The sequence below is a fragment of the Aliirhizobium wenxiniae genome, from assembly GCF_019511445.1.
In the GTDB taxonomy this organism is placed as follows: domain Bacteria; phylum Pseudomonadota; class Alphaproteobacteria; order Rhizobiales; family Rhizobiaceae; genus Neorhizobium; species Neorhizobium wenxiniae_A.
In genome coordinates, this window is the sequence record NZ_JAEUAN010000023.1 from 1 (window position 1) to 22237 (window position 22237).

24 protein-coding genes are annotated in these 22237 nt (G+C 54.3%); 11 read left to right on the forward strand and 13 right to left on the reverse strand.

The window, feature by feature from the left end:
- The first annotated feature begins 478 nt into the window (after positions 1 to 478).
- The 5 genes from JNB91_RS23775 (at position 479) to JNB91_RS23795 (ending at position 4696) form a co-directional block, all read left to right on the forward strand.
- On the forward strand, positions 479 to 1027 hold the full coding sequence (locus tag JNB91_RS23775; protein ID WP_220327964.1) for a recombinase family protein: 549 nt from the start codon (positions 479 to 481) through the stop codon (positions 1025 to 1027).
- A gap of 102 nt (positions 1028 to 1129) precedes the next feature.
- On the forward strand, positions 1130 to 2758 hold the full coding sequence (locus tag JNB91_RS23780; protein ID WP_220327965.1) for a P-loop ATPase, Sll1717 family: 1629 nt from the start codon (positions 1130 to 1132) through the stop codon (positions 2756 to 2758).
- A 60-nt stretch (positions 2759 to 2818) separates the two neighbouring features.
- Positions 2819 to 3250 (forward strand): TIR domain-containing protein, encoded by a 432-nt coding sequence (locus tag JNB91_RS23785; RefSeq protein ID WP_220327966.1) that lies wholly within the window; start codon positions 2819 to 2821, stop codon positions 3248 to 3250.
- A gap of 9 nt (positions 3251 to 3259) precedes the next feature.
- On the forward strand, positions 3260 to 4213 hold the full coding sequence (locus JNB91_RS23790; RefSeq protein WP_220327967.1) for a caspase family protein: 954 nt from the start codon (positions 3260 to 3262) through the stop codon (positions 4211 to 4213).
- A complete protein-coding gene (locus JNB91_RS23795) occupies positions 4214 to 4696 on the forward strand; it encodes a toll/interleukin-1 receptor domain-containing protein (RefSeq protein WP_220327968.1) in 483 nt (160 codons plus the stop codon).
- Positions 4697 to 5249: 553 nt separating this feature from the next.
- Here the strand turns inward: JNB91_RS23795 and JNB91_RS23800 are convergent.
- Positions 5250 to 6455 (reverse strand): tyrosine-type recombinase/integrase, encoded by a 1206-nt coding sequence (locus JNB91_RS23800; RefSeq protein WP_220327969.1) that lies wholly within the window; start codon positions 6453 to 6455, stop codon positions 5250 to 5252.
- A gap of 401 nt (positions 6456 to 6856) precedes the next feature.
- Between JNB91_RS23800 and JNB91_RS23805 the strand changes: the two genes are divergently transcribed.
- Complete coding sequence (locus JNB91_RS23805) at positions 6857 to 8335, forward strand: AAA family ATPase (protein WP_220327970.1); 1479 nt, start codon at positions 6857 to 6859, stop codon at positions 8333 to 8335.
- 275 nt (positions 8336 to 8610) lie between these two features.
- On the opposite strand, the gene JNB91_RS23810 is transcribed toward JNB91_RS23805, so the two are convergent.
- Both JNB91_RS23810 and JNB91_RS23815 read right to left on the reverse strand, forming a co-directional pair.
- The gene (locus JNB91_RS23810; RefSeq protein WP_220327971.1) at positions 8611 to 9060 is read right to left on the reverse strand and encodes a hypothetical protein; all 450 of its coding nucleotides are present in this window, start codon (positions 9058 to 9060) and stop codon (positions 8611 to 8613) included.
- Between the two features lie 352 nt (positions 9061 to 9412).
- Positions 9413 to 9622, reverse strand: coding sequence for a hypothetical protein (locus JNB91_RS23815; protein WP_220327972.1), 210 nt, complete (start codon positions 9620 to 9622; stop codon positions 9413 to 9415).
- Between the two features lie 373 nt (positions 9623 to 9995).
- Between JNB91_RS23815 and JNB91_RS23820 the strand changes: the two genes are divergently transcribed.
- From JNB91_RS23820 to JNB91_RS23830, 3 genes are read left to right on the forward strand one after another with little or no spacing between them, the layout of a single operon-like run.
- Positions 9996 to 10235 carry a hypothetical protein gene (locus JNB91_RS23820; protein WP_220327973.1) on the forward strand — a complete coding sequence of 80 codons (240 nt, stop codon included), beginning with the start codon at positions 9996 to 9998 and terminating at the stop codon, positions 10233 to 10235.
- A complete protein-coding gene (locus tag JNB91_RS23825; protein WP_220327974.1) occupies positions 10207 to 10827 on the forward strand; it encodes a hypothetical protein in 621 nt (206 codons plus the stop codon). Before JNB91_RS23820 ends, JNB91_RS23825 begins: the two co-directional genes overlap by 29 nt.
- Entirely contained in the window at positions 10824 to 11288 is a 465-nt protein-coding gene (locus tag JNB91_RS23830; RefSeq protein ID WP_220327975.1) for a hypothetical protein, read from the forward strand. Before JNB91_RS23825 ends, JNB91_RS23830 begins: the two co-directional genes overlap by 4 nt.
- A 179-nt stretch (positions 11289 to 11467) precedes the next feature.
- Here JNB91_RS23830 and JNB91_RS23835 read toward each other — a convergent pair whose 3' ends face one another.
- On the reverse strand, positions 11468 to 11710 hold the full coding sequence (locus tag JNB91_RS23835) for a hypothetical protein (RefSeq protein ID WP_220327976.1): 243 nt from the start codon (positions 11708 to 11710) through the stop codon (positions 11468 to 11470).
- Positions 11710 to 12588: a lysozyme gene (locus JNB91_RS23840; RefSeq protein WP_220327977.1), complete on the reverse strand. Its 879-nt coding sequence runs from the start codon at positions 12586 to 12588 to the stop codon at positions 11710 to 11712. The genes JNB91_RS23835 and JNB91_RS23840 overlap by 1 nt, the downstream gene beginning before the upstream one ends.
- A 114-nt stretch (positions 12589 to 12702) precedes the next feature.
- Between JNB91_RS23840 and JNB91_RS23845 the strand changes: the two genes are divergently transcribed.
- Complete coding sequence (locus JNB91_RS23845; RefSeq protein ID WP_220327978.1) at positions 12703 to 13473, forward strand: ABC transporter permease; 771 nt, start codon at positions 12703 to 12705, stop codon at positions 13471 to 13473.
- 11 nt (positions 13474 to 13484) lie between these two features.
- The gene (locus JNB91_RS23850) at positions 13485 to 13895 is read left to right on the forward strand and encodes a hypothetical protein (protein ID WP_220327979.1); all 411 of its coding nucleotides are present in this window, start codon (positions 13485 to 13487) and stop codon (positions 13893 to 13895) included.
- Positions 13896 to 13897: 2 nt separating this feature from the next.
- Here the strand turns inward: JNB91_RS23850 and JNB91_RS23855 are convergent, their stop codons facing one another.
- The 8 genes from JNB91_RS23855 to JNB91_RS23890 all read right to left on the reverse strand — a co-directional run bounded on the left by JNB91_RS23855 (position 13898) and on the right by JNB91_RS23890 (position 22235).
- The gene (locus tag JNB91_RS23855) at positions 13898 to 14899 is read right to left on the reverse strand and encodes a glycosyltransferase family 8 protein (RefSeq protein ID WP_220327980.1); all 1002 of its coding nucleotides are present in this window, start codon (positions 14897 to 14899) and stop codon (positions 13898 to 13900) included.
- A gap of 87 nt (positions 14900 to 14986) precedes the next feature.
- Positions 14987 to 15727: a LamG domain-containing protein gene (locus JNB91_RS23860; RefSeq protein ID WP_220327981.1), complete on the reverse strand. Its 741-nt coding sequence runs from the start codon at positions 15725 to 15727 to the stop codon at positions 14987 to 14989.
- A gap of 10 nt (positions 15728 to 15737) precedes the next feature.
- Positions 15738 to 17852, reverse strand: a complete 2115-nt coding sequence (locus tag JNB91_RS23865) for a sialate O-acetylesterase (RefSeq protein WP_220327982.1) — start codon at positions 17850 to 17852, stop codon at positions 15738 to 15740.
- 59 nt (positions 17853 to 17911) lie between these two features.
- The gene (locus JNB91_RS23870) at positions 17912 to 18166 is read right to left on the reverse strand and encodes a hypothetical protein (RefSeq protein ID WP_220327983.1); all 255 of its coding nucleotides are present in this window, start codon (positions 18164 to 18166) and stop codon (positions 17912 to 17914) included.
- A 50-nt stretch (positions 18167 to 18216) separates the two neighbouring features.
- Entirely contained in the window at positions 18217 to 20454 is a 2238-nt protein-coding gene (locus JNB91_RS23875; protein WP_223218356.1) for a phage tail protein, read from the reverse strand.
- Positions 20433 to 20858 carry a DUF6950 family protein gene (locus JNB91_RS23880; RefSeq protein WP_220327984.1) on the reverse strand — a complete coding sequence of 142 codons (426 nt, stop codon included), beginning with the start codon at positions 20856 to 20858 and terminating at the stop codon, positions 20433 to 20435. The genes JNB91_RS23875 and JNB91_RS23880 overlap by 22 nt, the downstream gene beginning before the upstream one ends.
- A 6-nt stretch (positions 20859 to 20864) precedes the next feature.
- Positions 20865 to 21476 carry a hypothetical protein gene (locus JNB91_RS23885; RefSeq protein WP_220327985.1) on the reverse strand — a complete coding sequence of 204 codons (612 nt, stop codon included), beginning with the start codon at positions 21474 to 21476 and terminating at the stop codon, positions 20865 to 20867.
- A 3-nt stretch (positions 21477 to 21479) separates the two neighbouring features.
- Entirely contained in the window at positions 21480 to 22235 is a 756-nt protein-coding gene (locus tag JNB91_RS23890; RefSeq protein ID WP_346269391.1) for a hypothetical protein, read from the reverse strand.
- Positions 22236 to 22237 lie beyond the last annotated feature (2 nt).

Here is a 22237-nt window from a genome sequence, read left to right on the forward strand (position 1 = left end):
AGATGACGATGCGCTACGCTCACCTTGCCTCACACGACCTGGACGTGTGTTTACCCGTTCTTCTCCGAAGGCCATCAGAGCCGCCATCTGACGAGAAATAGTACTAACGACCTCCTGATTTTGACTGATGATCAGAATCTTGGTTCTGATCATCAGTTATAGAAAGCAGGAGGTGATGCGCAATCATCGGGGGGCTCGGCAACCGCTGACTGATTTGCTCAGCCGCGTTTCGGCCGGCAATCAGCTCTCTCGCTTCGCTACGGGTAAGCTACGCGGTCGCCGATTGCCGGATCGCTGGTTGCGAGTGGGGCGACATGTTTAAACGAAGTCGCGAAAGCAATAGCACACCTTAAATCCAGTAACATGGGGGTATACCCAAATTATACTCATGATTGCAATCTTCGACTTATGTAACATCTGGGTTGACTCGGGTTATTTGTGACAGGCTATGCCTCAACTTTAAACGTTGAGGTTACACATGGCCCGCATAGGTTACGCACGCGTCAGTACCACCGACCAAGATCTGCAGGTTCAGCTCGACCGCCTGCGAAGCGAAGGTTGCGAGATTATCCGCTCGGAGAAGGTGTCGGGCGGCAGTCGAGAAGGTCGCACCGAACTGGCGACTATCATTGAGTTCTTGCGGCAAGGTGACGAGCTTGTCGTTACCCGACTTGATCGACTGGGGCGGGACACTCGCGATGTGCTGAACATCGTGCACGAGTGTCAACAGCGCGGCGCGTTTGTGACTGTGCTGGATCCCCACGTTTCCACGCGTGGGGAGATGGGCCACGTCATTCTGACAGTGCTTGGTATGGTCGCGCAAATGGAGCGCCGCTTCATCAAGGAACGACAACGGGAAGGCATCGAACGCGCAAAAAAACTTGGCACCTATAAGGGAGGGAAGGCCCGGTTTAACTACGACCTGATTATAAATCTTCACTCCGGAGGTTTAGGCGCTTCTGCAATCGCAAAACGTGTCGGATGCTCGCGAATGCAGGTGTACAGGATCCTGAAGGGGTTCGCCTAAAAGATTTTGTTGCACGATTACTGTGCGAGAGTAGACCCTCCGTCCAGAATCATCATAGCTTCTTCAGCAACTTGGCATTGAAACGACCGGCTGGGAACTGTTATGATTAATGGCGTTGTCTATCGGCAGGGAGTCCATGTCGGAGAAATTTCCGCGGAGGATGACGAAACTTTCCTAGCCGAATGTTTCGTGGCGCAGGATTTTTATGCTCAGCTACTGGACATGGACTCGTCGAAGTCGATTGTCCTCGGGCGCACGGGGTCAGGGAAAACCGCAGTGCTCAGGCAGATTGAGCGCACGAGAGATGACACGATAAGAATCGACCCCAAAGAAGTTGCATTCGATTACATATCGAACTCAAATATCCTTCGGTTCATCATCGAATTGGGCTGCGATGTAAACCTGCTATTTCAGTTACTTTGGAAGCACGTATTCCTTAGCAACAGTATTAAGAAATACTTTAAAGACAGAAATAGCTTCGAGGTTGCTATCGACAATCTGTTTGATAGAAGCAATCCCGCACGATTATACTTCGAGAAATATCAGAAGACATTCTGGATAGAGCAGGATGTAATCATCAAGGAGATATCGAGCGGTTTCGAAGATAAGGTGTCAGCTGGACTGGAAAGTGCGCTCGGAGCTGAGAAGTTAGCACAGATAAAGTCGTCGCTCACAGCTACACAGAGCATTTCTGGGTCTGAGAAGCGCGAAATTCAGAGCAGAGTTAAACACGCTGTGTCTCAGCTTCAGATGCGCGACATGAACAGAGCGATAGATGCCCTAAACGATCTGATGAGTAACAAGCAAAGGCACTTCTACATACTAGTAGACGACCTTGATCTGGATTGGGTGGATCCGGTGCTTCAATACAAACTTATTCAATCTCTAATAGAAACAGTCAAAAATTTCCGAAAATTGCGCAACGTTAAAATCTTGGTCGCGCTGCGATCAGACGTTTATGAGAAATCCATCGCCTCTATCGAGTCTGAAGGCATGCAGCCTGAAAAATACGAGGGCATCATCACGACGGTGAAATGGGACCGGGCATCTCTCGCAGTTCTTCTGGATAAGCGAATATCCTACATGTTCAAGCGACAATATAGCGGAAAAGCGAACGTCACCTTCTATGATGTTTTTCCCGAAAAAATTCGCTCTCTGGCGGGTTTCGACTATCTGTCGGAGAGGACCTTGCTGAGACCAAGAGATCTAATTTTTTTCGTAAATCAGATCCTCGATAAGGCTTCAGGCTCGACCAGCATTTCGCAGAAAACCATATCGGATGTCGAAGCTGATTATTCCAGAAAGCGTCTTGATGCGTTAAAAATCGAATGGCGCTCTGTTCATCCAAAAGTTGACGCGTATATCTCGCTACTTAGCCGCCAGACCGGCAAAAATGATGTGCGTGAGCTGGCAGCTCGAGATCGGCTCCTCGAAGTATGCCTAGAGCTTGCCGAACTCGAAGGCAGCGATAAATTCAAGGACGAGTGCTTTGAAAAAGCGACGCAGTACTTAAAACGCGAAAATCCAAGAAAACTCTTCGAGCTTGCCACCTGTATAATCAGCGTTCTTTATAAAATTGGCGCGATAGAACTGAAGCTCAGCAAACAAGAAACGTTCTACGCGAGCTATAGAAACGACGCTGTGGTGTCACCCGTACAAATTACTGAAGACGCATCCTATCGCGTCACACCGATGCTATGGAGAGCTCTTGGAATAACGCCAAATATCTAGATAATACTTATGAAATGAAGAACGGTTTTATTGTCACCGACAGCTGTATGGTGTTTTCGAATGAGCCTGCATCAAATCCATGTGTTCATTAGTCATTCGTGGTCTTATTCCGGGCACTACGACACTCTAGCCAAGTGGGTTTTTGACCAAAATTGGCGGTTTGGCCAAGCAGTTGCCGATTTCAGGAACTATTCCGTCCCACGAACCGATCCGATCCTTAACGCGCCAAATGACAAAACATTGAAAGAGGCAATCTACAGACAGATCGCCAGAAGCCATGTCGTCGTGATCCCGACAGGCATGTACGCACACTATAGTAAATGGATCGGCAAAGAGATTGAGGGGGCAGCCTTCTACGGCAAACCGGTTCTGGCCGTAAATTTAAGGGGTGCCCAGCGAACTTCGAGCGTAGTGGGACGCTCGGCTGACGAATTTGTCGCTTGGAACTCCGCGTCGGTAGTCACGGGCATTTGGAATTTGTACTGCCGCTAGGAGATGGTGATGAGAAAAGCTCTGATCGTAGGGATCGATTATTACGATGGTGGCGGAAATTTGTATGGATGCGTCAATGACGCTTACGGTGTGAAAAGCGCCCTAGAACGCAACAGCGACGGCACTTTAAATTTCGATGTGATGATGCTTACCGGTACTGGCCCAAATGAGCAGGTCACACGAGGAGAGCTTCGAGAGAAAATCAAGGAGCTATTCGCGCACTCAGGCGAGATCGCGCTGTTGTACTTTGCTGGCCATGGCCACATAGCCGAAACGGGCGGATATCTAATTGCGAGCGATTCTAGGTCAGGAGACGATGGTATTCCACTCTCAGATCTTCTTGTCTGGGCCAATGAATCTGCTGCAAGCAATAAGGTCATAATTCTTGACAGTTGCCATTCAGGGGTCGCTGGGGAGAGGCCGGGCAAGCAGGCAATCGCCGAACTATCAGATGGCCTCACAATATTGACGGCCTCGACAGCAGAGCAATATGCCAGTGAGAAAGATGGCGCCGGGGTGTTCACAACCCTTCTAATCGATGCCCTTAATGGCGCGGCAGCAAATCTCGTAGGAGAAATTACCCCGGGCAGCATTTACGCCCACATCGATCAGTCTCTCGGCTCTTGGGCTCAGCGCCCCGTTTTCAAGACAAACGTTAAGAGATTCATTTCACTGAAAAAGGTTCAGCCGCCTATCACGCTGGCCGATCTCCAACGGCTGACGGAAATATTTCCTGAAGCGACTTATGAGGTTCAACTCGACCCATCGTTTGAGCCCGACAGCTCGGCGCCCGATCCAGAGAAAGCCGAAATCTTCGCCGTTCTTCAAAACTACAATCGCGTCAACTTGGTGCTCCCAGTTGGCGAAACGCATATGTATTATGCTGCGATGAACAGTAAATCCTGCAAGCTGACGGTTCTTGGTGAACACTATCGCCGGTTAGTTGAAAATAAGAGAATTTGAATGATTAAAGTATTCTTGTCTCACCAGCGAGCTGACTCAATGGTGGCCTCGCGCATCGCTGATAGGCTTAAACGGTACCACAGCATCGAAAGCTATCTTGACGTTATCGATCCGTACGTAAAGGCGAACGGTGAGGATCTCGCCGCTCACATTAGAAAAGAGATGACGAATTGCACTCAGCTTCTGGCGGTCATTTCAGATTCAACAATTGCTTCTCAGTGGGTACCGTGGGAGATAGGGGTCGCTACTGAGAAAAATTACCCGTTAGCTACCTATTCGCAGGGTTACGCTCGTCCTCCTGAGTTTCTTCAAAAATGGCCCTATCTTCGCAGCGATGCAGACATCGACGAATACGCGAAAGCATCGAAGCGAGCCGCATCAACGTATCAGGTCAGAAAATCAGCTTCATTTAGCGATGCCTCGGCGCAAGTTAGTTCGACGGCAGAATTTTTCAAAAGCCTTAGAGCCGGACTCGGTCAGTGATGCGTGTCGGGGTGACGGGCCATCAAGCTCGGGCGGATATAGATTGGCGGCGGGTACGTAACCAAGTTCGTGATCACTTATGTAGCCTTGACTCTTCAGACATTCTGATGACGTGCCTCGCAACTGGCGCCGACACTATTGTGGCACAAGAGGCGCTATCACGGGGCCTTCACGTTATCGCCGTGATACCACATGATGACTATGAATCCGTGTTCGACGCCGAAAGTAGGTTGGTTTTCCTGCAGCTTGTAGGAGCAGCCGATCAGGTAATTCGGATTGCTCCCCAAGCCGACAATGAGCAGGCTTACCTACTTGCAGGCCGCCTTATCGTCGAGCAGTGCGAGCGCATAATTGCGATATGGGATGGTCAACCGGCTGGGGGAAAAGGAGGCACTGCAGATATAGTCAGGTACGCGATTAGTTTGCAGAAATCGGTCGTCAGGTTGGAAGTCTGAAGCCACCGCGCCGAACTGGCTTGCCTTAAACGTTTTTTGGCCGAAGAAGATGGCGCATCTGGGTATGTTCGCCTGAATGTAAAACGGGTTGCACGAGTTTACCCGCCTGCCGAACCTTGTTGAAGCCTTTCGTTATCTAGCATATCCGCCCACCATTGCATCATATGAGCGCGCTCCTCCCAATAGGTAGCGCGGTTATACACTCTTCGTACCTTGGAGCTGTCAAGATGGGCGAGTTGAGCTTCTATGGCATCCGGTTTGAAATGGCCGCATTCATTCAGGATGCTACTAGCTGACGAACGGAACCCATGAGCTGTGTGCTCATGGCTACCTATCCCCATACGTCGCAGCGCAGAATTCATCGAATTTTCCGAGAGGAGACGCTTTCCGGACATCATCGATGGAAAAACGTTATCATCTTCACCGTATAACACTCTCATTTGATCGATGACTTCGATTGCCTGCCGAGACAGTGGCACGTGATGCTCGCGCCTCATCTTCGTTTTACCGGCTGGTATTGTCCACACTCGGTCTTTGAGATCAATTTCCGCCCATTCCATGGATCGCGTTTCGCCCGGGCGGGCAAAGCACAGTGCCTGAATTTTTAGCGCAGCCACCAGCGACGGCCACCCATCGTAGCCGTAAATAGCCCTCATGATTCCGCCAAGTTGACTGCGGGTCGTCAAAGCAGGATGGCTAGTAGGAACGTGCCGTTGAAGCGCACCGCGCAGAGCCGACGTCGGATCCGCTTCGGCCCTTGCCGTTGCGATAGCGTAGCGAAATACGCGGCCAATCGTTGAGCGAGTCGCTAAGGCGCTTTCAACTCTTCCGCTTTTTTCGATGCTTGCGAGCACCGCCAAGATATCCTTCGCTGTGATTTGGGTTATTGGGTATGGAGCCAGCTTCACCGCGAGGACTTTTAGCATCCATGTGTTCTTGGCGATGGTTGGTTCAGCCCGCCTGTCTCGACGGAGTTTGTCGATGAACTCGTCCGCTATCAGGCCGAATGTATTCCCGGCTGCGGCCTTTGCCTCCAACTGCTGTCGCTTCTTCGCCAACGATGGGTCTAGTCCCTCCGCCAGTTTGCGCTTGGCCTCGTCTCGTAGGCTACGCGCCACAGCTAAGGTCAATGCGGGGTAGCTCCCGAGTGTCAGCGTTTTACGCTTACCAAAGAAGTTATAGTCCAGCCGCCACGATTTCCCACCGGCCGCTGAGATGTATAGATACAGACCATTGGCGTCTGTAAGCTTACGCGGCTTGTCGCCTGCTTTAGCGTTGCGAATCTGAATATCGGTCAACGGCATTACGGTATCGAATTCCTGAATGGTCGTTTGATACCGTAATTATTACCGCGAAAAATGCTGGCTGTCACCGCACCTCGTTGTACGTCGCTACGCGCACGCGAGGCCAAGCGCCATATTTTGCAGGCACTTTAGCTGCGCTACTGAACATTACTGGACACCGCTGGAAGGGTAGCTGGAGCGGGTGAAGGGAATCGAACCCTCGTATTCAGCTTGGGAAGCTTCGAGAACAACTAAACAAAACATGAAGGCGTTTCACTGGCAAGGCGCCCCGTTTATCTCAATCCGACGGGGCGCCTGACACGCGAAGACCGGCCGTCTCAGCCGAGCTCACAGCAAAAAAACCAAACACACTGTGCGCTCCGGAATGGATCCTCCACTGCGGCACAAGCTTCGCGCGTAAGATGCGCATTTATTTATACGGAGGACAGGCATTGCTACCAACAACAATAGGCACGACAAGCGCAACCCTAGAAGGAACACACAATATAAACATCATCGTGGGGAGGAACGGCGCCGGAAAAAGCACCTTCTTACGCGCGCTCGATACTTTCCTCGGCGGGCGCTCCGATTTCAACGTCAGGTATATAAGCCCTGAGCGTGCTGGAAGCTTCATCCGGCAAGGCCACATCGTCACTAATATGGAAAGCAGCCCCACTTGGATTAAGGAGAGTCGCAGGGTAAACCAGGCGGCAGAGTTCAAAAATACATCTGCTGTTCTATTGCGTGATTTAGAGCTCCTTTACCTGAGGAAGATCTCAGACGAGGAAGCCTTAAGGCTCGATCTGGCTAGGAATTTCGAGACTGACCGGATCAGCAAGATCAATCAGTTACTCCTCAACATAACCATGGAGAGGCGAGGCTCTGACTACGTCTTCGTCAATCAACAAGGAAGTGTGGTCCAGCCGGACCAAATTAGCAGCGGCGAATCCGAGGCGGTGTCGCTTGCCACCGAGATACTGTACTTCTTTGACTCGGTCAGACCCGATCGCACCAATATCCTTCTCGTTGACGAACCTGATGTTCATCTACATCCTGATCTTCAGGCCCGCCTTGGACGACTTATGCTCTCCTTCTTCGAGAGTAACCCAGCGCTGAGAGAAAACACCTGCATATGTATTGCTACCCACAGCACGGCGCTGGTCTGCGCTCTGGCAGGCTCAGACCACGTTGGTATCGGTACGAAGGCTTTCGATATCAATGAGGTGAAGATAGCCAGCGCGTCCAATCAGATGCGCAAACTGGCACCGTTCTTTGGGCATCCACTCTCTCTTAGCCTAAGTGATGATGCACCTTTGATCGTTGAAGGCGACGACGATGAGCGCGTCTGGCAGCAAGCCGTACGAACGTCTCGTGGCAAGATCCGTGTTTTTCCGATCGTCGCCGAAAGCGTCGATCAGCAAACTCACCTTGAAGAGTTTTGCATCGACTTAATGTCGACGATCTACGACGATCCAATCTCCTTCTCAGTGAGGGACGGTGACGGCGTTGTTGGGGAACCCATTACCGATCTGGGCCAACTGAAGCGATACCGCCTCAATTGTTACGCAATCGAAAACCTTCTTCTCACAGACGAGTGCCTGGCGGTTATGAAAACAAGTTGGAGTAGTTTTCAATCTGCTGCCGCTGTTTGGCTTCATGAAAACAAGAAGCACAAGGACGTTGATGCCATCGTTGCGCTTATAGGTTCTGAAGACCGTCTGAGGCACATCAAGATAAAGGACATCCGACAGCTCATTTGCTCGATTGTCGGCGTCAAAAAGCCTTGGGAGGTAGTTGTCGGTCAAGCCATTGGGAATTTGTCTAAGCAAGAGCCAGATACAAGCCAGATGATAGTCGACTTCATAGGCATCAGTGCCCTGCAACGATTGATCTGGAGGTAGTTTTGGCAGAGCAGGAGACACCCCGAGCTCAGCTTGGGAAGCTTCGAGGACGAACTATAGGAACTTCGTTCGTCCCGAGCCACCGACGTATTAGCTCAACACGTCGTCTAAACCCTTAGCGACCTGGCCCTCGCTGCCCAACCATCAAGTCGATCATGGACGCGGGAGGATGGCGCAGCGCAGCCGTTTTCCTCGGTACCTATGCCAACCCTAGAAACGCCGGCAGGGTCGTGGCCGATCGCCACAACCTCTATCTTTTCGAGAACGATCTCTGATTAGTTGGAGCCGCGTCGCTGCGCGGCCTCCATCCTCTGCAGGATCTCTTTCACGACCTGTATGTCACCGCCCTGCTTATTCTGACCGGCCTGCAGGTCCTTGATGGAAGACGTTATGGTGACCGCGGACTGCTCGGCGACCGTCACACGATAAGTGAGATTGTCGAGCTTTCGATCGAACTCATTGTCCCGCAGTTCTCCGGCGCGGATACGCTCGTTATAGCTCGCCTCGATCGCCTTTACTTCAGCAAGCCGCTCTTTGTGCAGCGTCTCATGGGCTATGCGCCATTTAAGCAAATCATCAATGTCGCGCCTGGAGTTCACCCATACCGTGACGCCACCAATCAACATCACCGCCAAGGTGATCAGCTGGATGACCGTGTTTAAATTCCACTCGAATTTTGCTGCCTTTTTGGGAACCGGTATCTGCATCTCGTCTTCTCCAGCCATCAGTCCCCTTGCCCTTCAATTCTCGGTATGCTTTTCAATGCTGAAAGCCCCGCCGGACAGGCGAGGCGTAGGTTTGGATAACGATGCCGGACAATTCAACGTGGGCAGGCATGCTTGCCTTGAACCTGACCTTCCACGTCTACTGCTCCCCATGCGAGCGGAGCGTGGAAATCGACATGCGAAAGATGCCTCCCGAGGGGAAGGCTATCGGAGCAACATTCCGCTGCAGCCAATGCGGCAAGATCGGATCAAACGTGGTAAGCCACCAAAGCGCCAACAGATCATATCCTGGCGCCAAGACGAAGCCCCGCCTTTGATGTCAGGGCGGTGGCGGCACATACCGCGATTGCCCCTAGCTTCGGTCGGACTCGGAATGCAGCGTTTTGGACAGTCTCATGATGTAGTCATCTGCCGCATCTGCAACTGCTGTAGCAGCTTGCATGTGCGTCCAGCCATTCTCAACAAGCTGGTCTATGATTTTGGTCACGCCGACCTGTACTTCGAACTGCTTTTCTTTTGTTAGACTGGCAAGCAATCCAGACGGCCCGTTCTCTGATCCCACTGCTTACTCCATCGGTGATGTTCCTTACAGCTAGGCTTACACGGTGAAGACCGCGCTTCAAGGTGCGCGGTCAGAGAGAAGGCCTTTTGATGTCAAGGCGTCGCCCTGTCGTGCGATGCGCACTCTCCGGCCGTCCAAGTCTTCGATATCAAGGCGAGTGCTGATGCCGCCTCGATTTCTGGTGGAAATTAGTGTTGTGCTTCCCCATGTCTTACTGCACAGGGCCGTGGCGGGATGATCAATCCGAGTCGGACCTTGTATGGAAACCTATTCGTAAGGCGCTGATGATAAATTTGATACGTCTTGAATTGACTTAGAACGCAACTTGTATCGTATAGAGTTGACATATTCGGTGGATCACCGGGAGTAGATGATGAGTGACGACGAACCAAGTAATCGGCCTGCGAAAAAGAATGCTACGCTTTTCCCTTTCGGATTTGGGATCCAGCGTATCGACGATAGCATTCTGGTCATCGATTTCCTCGACGCTGATACCGACGACACTTCTGGACGAGTGATATCCTCGATCGCCATGCCGCGACGGAGAGCGGAACTACTCGCTCGGGCCATTCTTGAGATTGACGATGAAGTTGAGCAATCTGTACAGAACTAAAGATCAAGCAAAGATCAAAAAACATTACGACCTAGTTTCTAAGAGACTGGAGTTACTGTCTCGCGAAACAAAATCATCGTACTTCTACGGTGAGCGTAGCCGCTACGCTTACGTCAAGAACAGCCGCCGAATTGACGCTGCTTCGTGGTGCGCGCTTGTTGATGGCTTAGACATTGATTTCTCTTTTCAAAGTCAATTCCTCGATCATTTGGAGCCAAATGAAAGCGCGTTCTCTGAGTACAGCGATCTCGTCAGTAGGTTGATATCGGCAATCCGTGACTACATCGAACATAAGGCTGAAGTCGCAAGTGCCCTTCCAGTGTCTGAGGCCGCAGCTCGCAATTATTTTTACTTGATCCCAGTTCTGTTTAGGCGAGCGCATGAAATTACGATTGACGCTGATACTGGCTTTGTGTCGGTAGCGCTTCTGTGCAGCGACGACAGCGTCATGACAGCACTCATTACGGGTCGCGGTGATATACACTATTCTTATGTTGGCCGCGGCACAAAGATCGTCAAAATTTCGGGTGTCGCCAAGATAAAGCACTCGAGAGATTTTGGCAGATTTGAAAGAGTACTGAGGATGCTATGAGCGAAGCGATCGTAGTGGCTATCAGCTCTGGCACGGCTTCCAGATACATTAAACCTGCTTGGTTAGGTGAGGCTGGCGATATACAGCCCATCGCATTCGATTTAAGAGATTGTGCGCCTCCCGAAACGTACGTCTCGTTCTTCCTGACTCAAGGAAATGATGAGGAGGAGCACTTTGAAGTTGCCTTCGCTTTGATCCGTCGACGCATTCGGATCAAAAGTGGCGCGGTAATATTGATGGATATTGCTGAATGCCTCGAAGAGGTCAACGATGAAGATCAACCGATCATTTCCTTCCGTGACCAAAAGCTTCCGCATTGCGGTCTATTTTACCACACCCCAGACCTGACGAAGATAACTGAGGCGAAAACAACGCTTTGTTTTCTTGCTAGGGAAAGGATAAGACACGCGCCGTCAGATGACGATGGCGCCAACCTTATCTGTGGGATTAGTGGGCAGTGAGTGGTGGTCTTCGTAACTGACTTTCGCCGCGCATCGTTCAGTTGAGCAGTTAATGTCGGGGCGAGACCTGATGCCGCCCGCATTCATCCGTCCGATAAACCCCACCTGCGCAAAGCCGCACGACTGTCCTATCGATCCTCCGCTGATCAGCATCAGTCGCACCATGAGCGCCGATCAGGTCAATTCCGACCACTCGGCGCAGACCTTCCACATTTCCCGGTCCGGAAATCCCACACCCGACCAGCATCGCGGCAGGCATCATAATCAAGAGCGCTTTCGTCAGCGCGTCGAGCCGCTTCATTGTTCTGCCTTTCGATTGAGTTGGAGACGCCTTGACCGCCTGCTCGGTAGATCCACAGCGCAACAGCAAGGATGGCGGCGGCCAGGAGGAACACACCGACGATGCGAATGGAGCTGGACATCACCCCACCTCCGCTTTGATCTCGCGGACTGCCGCGACGATCTGGGTGCGCAGAAGGACGAAGAGCAGGAGCACGACCACCAGCACGACGCCACCGGCGACCACGGCTTGCCAGTCCATCCCGGTCAGCCAACCGAGGCCCAGCGTGCTGAGACCGCCGCCGCCCGTCAGCCAGGTCAGCAGGTTGGATTTCTCCTTCACCTTCTCCTCGACCTTGACCGGAACGACAGGCTTCTCGACCTCGACAGGTATCTCGACGAGACGCTGTTCAGTCACGATAACCTTGTCAGCGGCCGGGATTTCGTCTGCCAGCGCCGCCTTCAGCTCCCGCTCGACGTTGATCCGCTTGGCGCTGCCCCAGTCCGGAGTGCCCTTCGCGGTCACGCGGGTGTATTCCGTCATGGCGCCGGCATTCGACCACTTGCCGTCGAAGAACAGGTCGCGCTCCTTCTGGCGCCGAGGCACGATCTCCTTTGGCTTCGAGTAGTTCATGAAGGCTTTGCGCGCTTCGGCCAGCTTGCCCTGCTTGAACAGCTTTACCCACGAGGCAGAACCGATCTTGCCGGTATTCCAGTGGAAGGAAAGCGCGGCCGCGAACTGCGCCTTCGTCAGGGGCACACCAGCAAACGCCTTGCGGACAGCATCGGCATAATTGTCGAGTGCCCAGACGTAGACGCGGAGGCAGTGCTCAAGCGACTGAGGCTTGCCGATGTAGCGCTCGACCAAATGGCCGGTAGCCGATGTGAGGCCCACGGACCAGGTCCAGATATTCTTGCTGTCCTTGTAGGCCTGAAGGATGATTGCCTCGTGGCTGGCAACCTCCATAGCGACGTCATAGTCAACGACCATCGCCGAGCCGGATGGCACGTTCTTGTCCATTGATATCTCCGATGTTGATGATCTCAGGTCAGAGCCTGACGGCTTATGTTTTGACGTTTTGGCCGTCAGGGGATAAAAGCCCTTCGGCTCGTCGGTCCCAAAAGAGCAACCGAGATGTATTATCTAACGACGCACTTTCGAATCGTATCTGCTTTCGTCATCCGCGAGGTGGCTACGCGCTACGGCAGAAGCCCGGGCGGCTACGTTTGGGCCTTCCTTGAGCCGATTGCTTTCATCACGATTATGTCTCTGCTGATGTCCGCGATCGGGCGAGTGCCGCCTGTAGGCGAGAGCTTCACGCTGTTTTATGCGACCGGTTATCTCGCCTTCAGCATGTACAAGGCTATGGAGAGCTATCTCGTATCGGCAGTCAGCGCCAACAAGAGCCTTTTAGGCTATCCGAATGTCTCTGCATTTGATGCAGTTGTCGGCAGGCTTCTACTGCAGATCGGCACAGCCACTGTTGTTGCCGCTGTCATCATCGGCGGGATTATGGTGACGCTCAGACACCCACCGTCGATAGATTGGGTGAAAATTATCGAAGCAACGTCTCTGGCTTGGATCCTCGCCATAGGCATGGCACTCGGCAACATCACCCTGTTCTTCTACTTTCCGATCTACAAGAAGGTGTATGAGACAGTGACGCGCCCTCTATTCCTTCTCTCAGGCGTGTTCTTGATGCCGACGCACCTACCCCATCCTTTCCGCGAATGGATGCTACTCAACCCCGTCACGCACATAGTTATTCTTTTCCGCGAGGGCTTTTATGGCGGCGCGGGGCTGGATGGTCTCGATATGAATTATCTCATAGCAACGTCCACAACGATCCTATTCGTCGGGATGTTTATCTTCACATACTGGCCGGTAGCGCGCCTTAGAGACTGATAGGACACTTCATGTCGGCTGTAAAAGACACCTACATCGCACTTCGCTCAGCTACTGAAGGATCGCGCGATCTTGACATTATGATCGCGGAACTGATCGGCTGGGAGCGCAGAACTCTTAGGATAACCGACACAGCAACCGGATCTGTTCGAGAGCGTCCGCAATGGATGAAGCCCGGCACACACGAGCCAACCAAGGTTCCTCTCTACACCTCAGACCTGGATGACACGATGATCCTAGCTGAATCCGTCGCCGATGGGGACAGGATAGCATTTAGCTGGGAAGCCGACGAAGCACACGCGACAGTCAGCCGCAGCGGGCGCATCTCCAAGGCTCCAACTCTTGAATTAGCGATATGCGTCGCGTCCGTATTGGCAATCGCCGCGCAAGAGGTCGAGAAGGATCAGTCAGAGAGCACCTGACTTCACGGCTCCATGATCATCCTTAATTCATAGCGTCTAAGGTAATCATGGAAGGCGGCGGTTGTTTTGTTATTCGTCGTGCCTTCCTTGAGCTTGAACTTGCACGGTCCATCGAAGTGCAGGACACGAGCGTGGTCGAAAGCGTGATCCCACGTCTTATCGCTGTTTAGAAGGCCCATTTTCCAGTTGTAATGGTGAGGAAGATACATTCTCTCCTCATTCAACCATTGAGCATTCAGAAGGCTTTGATCTTGCTTAACGGTATGGGTCTTCTCGTTCAGGAGCCGGACCGCTTCGTTGAACGAATTTCTCGAAATGTACGGTTTCTTGATCAGCATCAAACCTGAGTTAAAGCCCATTTTCTGGACGCCATAACTGACGCCGAAGTGATGGTGTGGCTTTCCGCCGCGCACCATCGCCAACTTCGTCGGCAAGGAAAATAGCTCGAAGATGCTCTTCAAAACGAGCATGTCGGAATCCATCCACAAAATCTCGTCGTATTCCGTGAGATTCAGGATGGCCAGTTTCAGGTAGACGCTTTTCTTGCTGGGCAGTTCTGCGTCGGTGACTTGCTTGATGACAACGCCATTATCCCACCTTTTCACAAGGTCGTCTGACAGGTAGGACGTATCAGGCTCAATGAACCTGATCTTTGGCAGGATCGAAAAAAGAGTATCCTTGTTGTCATCCGAAAGCGGAGCAAATTTGGGGTCGCTGATTACGACGACATCAACTTCGTCCGTCTTTGGCAAGTTCCCGTTTTCGACCAGGCTGGCAATAAACACCGCCCCCAACGTGATGAAGTTGTCGGTAATACAGGTCACGACTGCGCGACGGGGACGCAGCCCAACCGGATTGGCTGGCTTCGAGGATGCCAAGGTAAGGATCGTCGCGGTTTTCGCTGTAGACTTCTCAGCCTCACGCCTCCACTCCCCGACCTCTTTTCGGAGATCTTTGATCTCCTTCAGCAACTCATCAATCCGGCTGTCGTCGCGGTTAAACATGCTCATCCCCTAGAAGCGATAAGCACTTTGTGTACACTAACCGGCAGACACATCAAGTGATGCTCGATGCACACTGCTAGAGTGCGGCTAAATCGTAATACCCTTAGCAGCAAGATACTTCTTCGCCCACGCATAGACCGTGCTGATCTCGGTATCGGAGAGCGCTCGGTCGTACATCGCACAGAAGGCGGCATCCGACTTGCCTTTCCAAGTACTGTCGATCATGGACCCGATGCGGATTTTTCCGGAGCCAGGGTTATGGGTGTTGGAAAGCGCGGCCTCACTGGATGCAACACCTGTCGTGAGGTTTCTGATCGAATAGGTTGTCGCGGTGATCCGACCCGCGATAAACTGCCACGCACCGACCGAGTAGGAACTGATGACGCCGATAGTATTGATCGACGTAGACCCGGTCCATTGGGAGAAGAATATACGTTGGGTGCTCGCCGTATTCGGATAAAGCTGAATGCCACCCGTCAGCCCCAGCGCGCCAGGCGAAGATCTGGACGATACAAACACCGGAGAAAGATCGTCGGTCGAGGAATCCGTCGTGCCACGACCGGCATACAGAATTGTCATCTGTGGCGATTCAACAACCGGCGTTTCGATGTAGGCCACCGAATTGCTCTGCAACGAAGAATATCCAGACGTGAAAACCGGAGAGCCGACGAGAGTGCCGTCGACCTTGCCGGGGGCCCAGTTCTTCACTGCCCTTTCTGCGCTTGTGTTTGGCAGAAAGAAGCCTTGGCATCCTGCTGCAACCGGGAGGATCAGGCCAAGCTTCAAAGCCTCATAATCAGACCCCGGGGGGATGATTTTCATGCCCATGATGATTTCCTTAATTTACGGCGATGTCGAAGGCGCAGCACCAGTTGTAGAGCGGGTACGGTTTGCCGGTGAGTTCGGAGATGTTCTCGTCTGGCTGCATACCGCTGCCAGCGGTGTATTCGTAAACCCCACTAGACGTGAGCGGATCGCTGTCTCGAAGGCAGCCATTGCCGTTGTAGGTAGCCAGCCCACCATAGCGGACCCTGGCTCCGGTCGAGAGCGGGCGGGATGGCGTAAGGCGAACCACGGTATCAGCGACGATCTCAGGTGTGGACGACACGTCGCCCACGCTGTCGTAGAGCCTGAATCCTTTGCCAGCATAATCGGTAGCAACGCGACCCTCGTATGGACGATCCCACACAAGCGGCGCGACAGGGACGTGAAAACCGATGTGGACAGCGCCATCAATGATCTTCACCTCGAGCGGCTGCAGCGGGCGCCACCCCAAGCCACGCACCAAAACCTGATGCATGACCTTGCCGATCATGAACCCCATCCACCGTGAACCGTTGGCGTTGAGGTGGCCGTCATCTCGATTGGTCAGGAAGTAGTTGGGGCCGACGAGATATATATCCCGATTTTCGTCAGCCAGTTCGATCTGCGCCATACCGACAGCGAGATTCGATGCGTCATTGGTGAATGAGCCGCCAGTCTGCGTCAGGAAGATTGCCGGAGGATCGGATGGCCCGTAAATCGTCTGTGTGTCCGCCTTGATGTCGGACATAATCTGCAGGACGCGGGCTTTGTAGGTGGCTTTTGCGGTGTTGGCCGTATAGTCAGCCTCCCCTTGAATGTAGACAATGCCAGCTACGCCGCTCGTCTTTGATAGGCTGTCGGCCGCTGCTTTGACCTTTGCCGCGCCATCTGGGATCTTGCCGTAATAATTCGGTGACGCGCCCTTTTGCAGAGCAGATGACTGTGTGCCGCCGCGGCCATTGATCGTAGGAACAAATACCCGGCTGTCATCCTGCTGGACACCGAGGCTTTGAAGCCACATCTTTTTTACGAAAGCGATCGCGACTTCCGTCGGCGTTACTCCCCAAGCCGGTTGATCAGCAGGGAATGCAGAAACTTCAGCTGCGGTGTAAAGCGTAGTCCCGCTCGTAACCGTCGCAACAAGGGGCTTTAGCGTTGCAGCCCCAAATGTCGGATAGTCCGTCGCCTGCTGGTTTGTGTTCTGGACGCTATTGCCCAGCATGAGGTTACCATACTGGTTTGTCTGCACGGCGGGCCACGACAATGAGCCGCGCTCCAATGACTGACCGTAAGAAATGATGTGGTTGATGTTCCAATAGGGCCGAACGACCGCTGAGTTATATTTCACCGGGGTCTGGGCCGATACCGCAAGGCACCGAGCGTTCAAGCTGGCTACACGGTCGGTTACTGCGCCTGCACTGGATCCCAGCCCTATATTTGGCTGGCCGTCAGATCTGGCTTGGATCGCGATAAACCCGTTCTCGTCCGTCACGGTCAGAACTGCACCGCCGTCACGATTGTCAGAGTAGAATGCCCCGGCCGGGACTCTGAAGCCTTCGGCCTCGCCTACAATGAGAGCCGCAAATCCCTGCTCGTCTGTTATCACTAAGGCTGGAGCGGGTGGCGAGACTTCAGTCTTGACCGCGGATGCCAAATTCGCATTCAGCGCGGTTTGGTCATTGATCTCAACGAACGTAAGCTCAGTTACTCCGACCTCGATAGGCGCCGGCGTAGTGCAGACGAACTGCTTGCCGCCGTTCACCGTACCATTACGGACGAAGACCGCCATCCTGACGACCTCAACGCCCTGATTGGCATCGGATACGCGGGTCCACGCGGATGCGCCGGTCAGATATATTCCGTTCTGAGCAGCATTCGCCTGGTTCTTCAGAAGAACGCGCGACCCATTTGTCAGCACCCCGTCCACAGTCTGCTCGCCGGATAATGCTGCGATGTTGGCGGTGCTTGCCAGGGCAACGGGCGGATTCCACTGAACGCCGCTGACGGCCACCGATCGGACATTGTCAACCTCAGTCTGAATAGCGCCACCCACTTCTAGTCGGATGCGGCGCTTTTCAGGTTCCGTAGGTGCGGATGCTGGCCCATCTTCAAACACACGGTTAAATGCAGCCCTAATTTCGTCTGCCATGATTTCTCCATGCGAAAGCACTCCGGCATGACGCCAGGAGCGTATTGAACGTTAGAATATTAGGAAGGCGACCGAGCGCCGTTGTTTGCGGCGATGGGGTCGCCGAGAACCCATGCCATCGAATTGGCATCGTGCGCGAGATCCGCATTGATCGCCGCTTTCGACGAATATATGAGCCCGTTCAACGAGATGTGCAGATCCAGCCGCCGCTCGATTTCCTTCATCACGGCGCGGATATCCGGCTTGAACGGTTCGGTCGGCATACCACCAGGACCATCGGCCCAGATCACATCAGGGTTGCGCGAAAGCGGCATTCAACTCTCCATGTGGAAACGTCGGACGATGTCCGAGAAAGAAATCGGGATTAGCCGACGACGAAGGCGCCGGTTGCGACTGGCGCGCTTTCGACGCCCGAGCGATTGACGGAAGTGATCCAGCCGTAGCGGGTGCCGGCCGTGATGTTTCGGCTGGCGCTATCGCTGGCATTGGCCGCGCCGTACTCGATCGGGCCAAGGAACGACGCGCTCGAAAAACTGTTGGTCGTGTTCCAGTAAAGTTTCGCGCCGGCGTAGTTGTCGCTGTTAGGCGCCGTCCAACCGAAGTTGGCTACGCCGGCCCCAGTCGAGACCGTGACCCCCGTAACCAGACCTGGCGCTGTCGGATCGGCCGTCGAAAACACCTGCGTCGACGGCGAGAACTCGGAATACGACCCCTTCGACGAGATCAACGCCGCTTGCACATCGAGCAATCGGTTCGACGGGACGATATCGGTTGAAACCCTGATCGTTCCGCCGGATGGCGAGATGTCGCTAAAGATCTTCTCGACCCACGATCCAGCGCCGTCGCCCGTATCCGCCGTCCGGTAGCGGACAGCGAGCGTCAGGCTATCGTCGTCGGGATCCTGTATCGTGACGCGAAGGAACACCGATCCACTGCTTGCGACAGCTGCCGCCGAAATAATCGATGGAGCCGACACACCGTTACCCGAAGGCTTTGGCGGTACTGGCGGCTTCTGCCCCTGCATCGCCGTGGTCCATTGGTCGATGTTCGCCGGGTGCTTGGTGAAGTCGAGAGTGAAACCACCCCGCATCAGATCAAGCACCGCTCGACGGTTTTCGATGAGAGCGCCATCATGACGCGGCATGAAGGTCGGCGTCTCCAGTCTTATCCATCGGGCATAGACCGCGTTGATGCCAGCCAGACGAACATTTAGCGCGCCCTTGACCTTTTCCTGTGTCCTCTGCCAGTCGCGCCAGCCAAGCCTCCGCGCCTGTGTCCAGCTCGTGCACCATTGATAATTCCCGTCTTCCGAGAGAACACGGCCGGCAATCAATTGCCGGTCCTGATCTTCGAAGAAGTCCGTGTCAGCCGTGGCATAATCCACGTCCGGATAATTGAACTTCGGAACGAGGCGATTGATCTCCTCTTCGAACAGGACATCATCGGCAACACGGCGACCGAGAATATCTTTTTCGTTCAGCGTGACGACGCGCGTCTCACGAAACTTGCCGACCGTGATCAGCAGAGCGCCATCGCCGCGCTCGCAGATCCAGCCGTCACAGGTGGCGAGAATTGCGTTTGTCCCGACCTTCGGTTCGCGCTCGGTCGTATCCCAGCCGGAGCATTCATACCGCCGCTCAGATCCGCCACCCGCCAGTGCGACCAGCTCGTCACAGACATTGGCCTCCTCGATCCACATATCGAGAACAGGCAGGATCAGGCGCCGATAATCACGCTTGTGGCCGAACTCAGAAAAACACCAATGCCAAGCGAGTTGCAGAACGGGGTTCTTTGAGAATGTCCACGTTGAAGGATTGGTCGGACTTTGGCTCGGGTCGCGGAAATCCCACATCTTCGCCCCGCTGACCTCAACCGAGAGGCGCGGGATATTGTAGGGAAACCGCTTGCTGAAATCCTTTCCCTTCGGCGTCTTGGCGATCATCGCCACCGATGCCTGCCCGTCGCCGCGGTGATTGTTCGTCCAAAGGCCGCTTGCCGAAAGCGGCGTCACCAGTTCTGCATAGGGTGTCTCAGGGTTGGCGCCGAGGCGATGGAAGATCGATACCTTGCCATCGCCATAGCGCCCGTCAGACATGCCATTGACAACGCCGGCACTGTTTTTAGTGACCTCGTCGTCATGGAGGTAGAAGCGATTGAACGACTGCACCTGATGACCCGCGATGGCCTGGCATGCAAACAGTCGAGATCCGACCGCATCCCACAGCATGTAAGCGCCAGCCATGCGCGTGGTGCCGATAACCCAATGGACGAAGGGCACCGACTGCGTCATGGGCGACTTACCATCTTCAGGCTTTGGCGGCTTGGGCGCCATCATTGCCTGAATACCGATGGTCAGAGCCGTCGTCACCAGCGCCGCGCTCAAGCTGCCCAGCAGACCCGCCGTCGAAACACCAAATATCGTGCCGGTGAAGCCGATCGAGGTGAAGATCGAAGTCAGGATAGGCGTAAAGATCGGGTCGAACTGGGGCGCGGTCTTGAGTGCGGTGCTCGCAAAGAAGTCGCGCGCGTTCACCCGCCGCTCGATCTCGCCGGCCGGCAGGTTCTCGAAGCTATCGCGTATCACGCCTGCCACCTCCAGCATGCGACGAGACGCGCCTTGCGGTCAGCAATGCCGCTCGGTCCAGCTTCACTCATCACCGACCAGAGAGGGCCGAAACGAAGTGCTGCTATGTTGCCATAGACCGGCTCACCTTCGGTGGCGCCAGTGATGGCATTGATGATCGCCATGTCGCCACTACGCGGCTCAATGACGCGGTGCCAGCCCTGCTCGATCAAGATTGGCGCCACGAGATCGTAAAGGCTGCCATGCCTTGCGATCAGCAACAGAGCGCCTTCCCGGTCAGAGTAGGTTCCGCGAAACGCCTCTGCAGGATCCTTTCCGGTCAGCAGCCGCGCATAGGTGGCGCACCAGGTCGTGCAATCTTCACCGTCGACGCCGCCCCACGAGAACCGGGCCGGCATCTTCGCATAATCACGGATGTCCATAATGCCTCAGAAATTCGGCCAGGGCGGATTGACGCCGCGAGAGAGCCGGTTCGTGTTGCGGCAGAAGTAATCTGTCGGATGGAGCGCCTCATGCTGGGCGCTGGACCAAAGCGCCCTTGACGGACGGCTTCGCGTGTTTTCGCCGGTCACCACAGAGAGCGACAGGGTTAGGGTTCGAGGATCATCGCCATAGGCGACAGGCATCGAGTCACCGGTGCGCGCCGCAATCCCCTGCCAAAGCGGGATAACGGCAGTCATCGGCTGGAAGTATTCGTCGAGCGTGGTGATCCCGACATGAAACAGCGCGCCGCGGACGTTGGGCATGCTGTTGAGGAGTTCAGCGCCGGTTGCCGGGTCGACACCCGACAGGGTGAATTCGACAGACCCCGAAAGCCCCATCATCAGGACTTCCAGTGTCGGGATACCGAGAAGGCGCCCGCCACCGAGATAGACGGCGCCCTCTTCGTCGATGCTGTCAAATCCGGCCTGAATGTCGTGAACACCGAACCAGATATGCAGCGAAGGGTCGGTGTCCATGCGGACGAAAAGGCCGAGCAGATGGCTTTCGCGCATCTTGTCAGTCACCGCCGCCGGCACATAGGTTGTGCTATAAGCCATGGCTCAGTTGAACGCCTCTTCGAACTGCAGCGTCGGACGCGTCACCCAAAACCCCTCGATATCGGTCGAGACCGACGTTCCGGGCTTGAGCTTCGCCGAAAAGCGGGGACGGGCGAATTCGATCCGATAGCCCGGCTCGATCGCTTCCCGCAGTGCCGGCCCGATCGCCAGGGTGTATTCCCGATAGGGGTAGCTTGTCCCGGCGATCACCTGCTGACCCGTTCCATGATCCTCGACGATCTTCCAGTAACGGTAGGCCCGCCAGCCCTTGCCATCCGGATGATAGATCGAAAACCAGTCCGACCAGCGCAGCGGGCGCGACGCATTGAATACCCGCATCCGAAGCACGCCGGAGTTTACCTGCTCGACAACTTCACCCCAGACAGTCGCTTGACTGTATCCAGATCCGTCCGAGAACAGCGCGCCATCCGAATGCGGAATGCCGGATATGATCGGCTGCGGAAACCGGCCAAAGGTCGGGAACGGCCCCTGCCAATCGGTTTTAAGCGGAACATCGATGTAGCGGTACGACCCATTAAGGTAGGCCGCCAACCAAGTGACATATTCATGCTCTTCCGGGCTTTGAACCCAGCAGCCGCCATAGGTTGCCGTAACAAAGCCACCGCCGGAAAGATCGAAGGACGTCTCCTGTCCGAAGGCGTTGCGGCCCCCGCCAAGCGCATTGCCGGGATTGTCGAACGACATCCGCTGCGGCTTGAGGAAGTCGATATGAAGAAGCGGAAGACCGAGAAATGCCACTG

Coding starts and splice junctions, on each gene's coding strand:
- JNB91_RS23775 (WP_220327964.1), top strand. CDS start 479: ATGGCCCGCATAGGTTACGCACGCGTCAGTACCACCGACCAAGATCTG.
- JNB91_RS23780 (WP_220327965.1), top strand. CDS start 1,130: ATGATTAATGGCGTTGTCTATCGGCAGGGAGTCCATGTCGGAGAAATT.
- JNB91_RS23785 (WP_220327966.1), top strand. CDS start 2,819: ATGAGCCTGCATCAAATCCATGTGTTCATTAGTCATTCGTGGTCTTAT.
- JNB91_RS23790 (WP_220327967.1), top strand. CDS start 3,260: ATGAGAAAAGCTCTGATCGTAGGGATCGATTATTACGATGGTGGCGGA.
- JNB91_RS23795 (WP_220327968.1), top strand. CDS start 4,214: ATGATTAAAGTATTCTTGTCTCACCAGCGAGCTGACTCAATGGTGGCC.
- JNB91_RS23800 (WP_220327969.1), bottom strand. CDS start 6,455: ATGCCGTTGACCGATATTCAGATTCGCAACGCTAAAGCAGGCGACAAG.
- JNB91_RS23805 (WP_220327970.1), top strand. CDS start 6,857: ATGCGCATTTATTTATACGGAGGACAGGCATTGCTACCAACAACAATA.
- JNB91_RS23810 (WP_220327971.1), bottom strand. CDS start 9,060: ATGGCTGGAGAAGACGAGATGCAGATACCGGTTCCCAAAAAGGCAGCA.
- JNB91_RS23820 (WP_220327973.1), top strand. CDS start 9,996: ATGAGTGACGACGAACCAAGTAATCGGCCTGCGAAAAAGAATGCTACG.
- JNB91_RS23825 (WP_220327974.1), top strand. CDS start 10,207: ATGAAGTTGAGCAATCTGTACAGAACTAAAGATCAAGCAAAGATCAAA.
- JNB91_RS23830 (WP_220327975.1), top strand. CDS start 10,824: ATGAGCGAAGCGATCGTAGTGGCTATCAGCTCTGGCACGGCTTCCAGA.
- JNB91_RS23835 (WP_220327976.1), bottom strand. CDS start 11,710: ATGTCCAGCTCCATTCGCATCGTCGGTGTGTTCCTCCTGGCCGCCGCC.
- JNB91_RS23840 (WP_220327977.1), bottom strand. CDS start 12,588: ATGGACAAGAACGTGCCATCCGGCTCGGCGATGGTCGTTGACTATGAC.
- JNB91_RS23845 (WP_220327978.1), top strand. CDS start 12,703: ATGTATTATCTAACGACGCACTTTCGAATCGTATCTGCTTTCGTCATC.
- JNB91_RS23850 (WP_220327979.1), top strand. CDS start 13,485: ATGTCGGCTGTAAAAGACACCTACATCGCACTTCGCTCAGCTACTGAA.
- JNB91_RS23855 (WP_220327980.1), bottom strand. CDS start 14,899: ATGTTTAACCGCGACGACAGCCGGATTGATGAGTTGCTGAAGGAGATC.
- JNB91_RS23860 (WP_220327981.1), bottom strand. CDS start 15,727: ATGGGCATGAAAATCATCCCCCCGGGGTCTGATTATGAGGCTTTGAAG.
- JNB91_RS23865 (WP_220327982.1), bottom strand. CDS start 17,852: ATGGCAGACGAAATTAGGGCTGCATTTAACCGTGTGTTTGAAGATGGG.
- JNB91_RS23870 (WP_220327983.1), bottom strand. CDS start 18,166: ATGCCGCTTTCGCGCAACCCTGATGTGATCTGGGCCGATGGTCCTGGT.
- JNB91_RS23875 (WP_223218356.1), bottom strand. CDS start 20,454: ATGCTGGAGGTGGCAGGCGTGATACGCGATAGCTTCGAGAACCTGCCG.
- JNB91_RS23880 (WP_220327984.1), bottom strand. CDS start 20,858: ATGGACATCCGTGATTATGCGAAGATGCCGGCCCGGTTCTCGTGGGGC.
- JNB91_RS23885 (WP_220327985.1), bottom strand. CDS start 21,476: ATGGCTTATAGCACAACCTATGTGCCGGCGGCGGTGACTGACAAGATG.